Annotated in this window: 3 protein-coding genes; 2 read left to right on the plus strand and 1 reads right to left on the minus strand. The window is 59.7% G+C overall.

Translation table 11 applies throughout. From position 1 onward, the window contains the following. Window positions 1–1,042 (minus strand): quinone-dependent dihydroorotate dehydrogenase (locus ABX749_RS31155; protein ID WP_372899466.1); only part of this gene is annotated, 1,042 nt, incomplete at its 3' end. Window positions 1,043–1,288: 246 nt separating this feature from the next. Between ABX749_RS31155 and ABX749_RS31160 the strand changes: the two genes are divergently transcribed. Together ABX749_RS31160 and ABX749_RS31165 are read left to right on the plus strand one after the other, a co-directional pair. Continuing rightward, complete coding sequence (locus ABX749_RS31160) at window positions 1,289–1,423, plus strand: hypothetical protein (protein WP_372899467.1); 135 nt, start codon at window positions 1,289–1,291, stop codon at window positions 1,421–1,423. 39 nt (window positions 1,424–1,462) lie between these two features. Further along, the coding region (locus tag ABX749_RS31165) for a tetratricopeptide repeat protein (RefSeq protein ID WP_372899468.1) at window positions 1,463–1,961 on the plus strand (499 nt) is incomplete at its 3' end.

Below are 1,961 nucleotides of genomic sequence, written 5' to 3' on the forward strand. Positions count from 1 at the left end.
ATTTCAGCAGCCTACCATTGATCCGGCGGACCACTCCCGGACCTTCATACACCAGCGCAGTCAACAACTGAACCAGCGATGCGCCCGCGCGTAGTTTGCGATAGGCATCCTCGGCGGTCACCACTCCGCCCGCGGCGATGATCCGATAACGCCGGCGATCCATTTTCCGGTACAGGCTGACGATCCGCCCGTCCATCCATTCCCTTGTCGGCATGCCCGATATCGCGCCGGGCCAATCGTTCCAAATCTCGCGCGGCGTCGACAAACCCGACCGCCGCCGCGACGACAAATTGAACATGAACCCGGCAACCGAATCGAAGCCATCAACGGTCTGCAAGATCCGATCGATCGCTGCATCGTCCCAGTCCGGCGAGAGTTTCAGAAACAGGGGGACGTCGATGGAAATCGATGCCAGCCGCTCAAGTAACTCGCGGAGGTGTCCCGGCGTGTCAAAAAATGCTCGGCCATCGGAAGTGTTGGGACAGCTCAGATTCAGCATGAAATACGACGCACACGCCCGCAGCGTTTCGGCCGCGGTGACGTAGTCCTGAAGGATCTCATCGGGACTCAACGCGCCCGAACACTCGCCATGATTGGTGTTGACCAAGTTGATCCCCAATGGAGTGCTGATCGACTGGCCTTGCAATCGTTTCGCGACCGCGGCGGCACCGTCGTTGGGTAATCCGTAATGAACGCAGATCGCGTGATCGATCGGCAATCGCCATAAACGCGGTTTGGCGTTTCCCGCCGAGGGCATCGCCGAAACCGATCCAATTTCGAGGTGGCCGAACCCCAAGGACGCCATCGCCGCGACCGCGCGTCCCGATTTGTCGTACCCCGCGGCCAGACCGAGCGGATTTTCGAAAGAGATTCCGGCGACCTGGATGTTTAGCCGCGAATCTTCGACGCGATGCATCCGTGACGCACAGCGAAGCAGACCGGGAATTCGCGTGGCCACCGCCCCCCAGGCGATCGCCTGATCGTGCGCCCACTCCGGATCAAAGCGAAACAACAGTGGACGAAGGAGACGTTGATAGATCATGGGGCGATCAGCGACCGTGGTTCACGGCGCCGCTTCCAAGACCTCTGGACTGAGTGAAAGGGCACTGCCGGTGTGTCATTCTAACCGCCGATCTCAAGCGTAAAATGGCCTGCAGGTGGAAAACGGTCGAACCATCGCCTGGGATCACCGATCCTGCGATCCGCCGGTCGTACTTGGCATGCTCAACTGTTAGCATGTCGTGGACCGGGTTTCCTTTCCTCGGCAACTTCCCACCGCTAACGATCCATGAACGCTTCCCAACGACTCTTCGATCGATTCGACAAAGCCGGCCCGTCATGGCTGCCGATCATCGTGCTGTCGCTGATCGGCTTGATTGCCACCATTGCCTGCGTGCACTCGATCGCCGGTCTGGGTGAATAACCCCAAGCCCACGTTCATCGACCCACCAAGAATACTGTCATGAATGACCCCAACCAAGTCGCATTGGATGCCTTGCTCCAAGCCGTTCGTTTGGCACCTGAGAACATTGCGTTGGCGGACCACCTCGCCAAAACGCTGCTGCAAATGTCGCGGGCTGAGGAAGCCGCCCAGGTCTATCGAGATGCGCTCCATCATCACCCCGGCAACACCCAACTGCAACTCGGGCTCGCCGACAGCTACCGACGCGCCAATCGGCTTTCGCACGCACTGGCAATCCTTGAAACATTGGTCGCCGAAAAAAATCCGCCGGCCGAAGCGTTGTTGCTGCACGCCCGCGTGCTCCATGGCCAGGGCGAAACTCGATCGGCGATCAATCAATACAAAGACGCGATCGACGCCGACCCCGATCTGTCCGATGCGGCGTTCGAAAGCCTGCTCGGCCTGAACTTCGAATCCGAGTCCGACGAGTCCGCCCAGCGGACACCGGCCAGCTGGCTGGAAGACGTTGACGAAGCGGGGTTTGACCACCAGGACATCG

It is taken from the genome of Stieleria sp. (assembly GCF_041595215.1).
Lineage (GTDB): Bacteria > Planctomycetota > Planctomycetia > Pirellulales > Pirellulaceae > Stieleria > Stieleria magnilauensis.

Coding starts and splice junctions, on each gene's coding strand:
- ABX749_RS31160 (WP_372899467.1), top strand. CDS start 1,289: ATGAACGCTTCCCAACGACTCTTCGATCGATTCGACAAAGCCGGCCCG.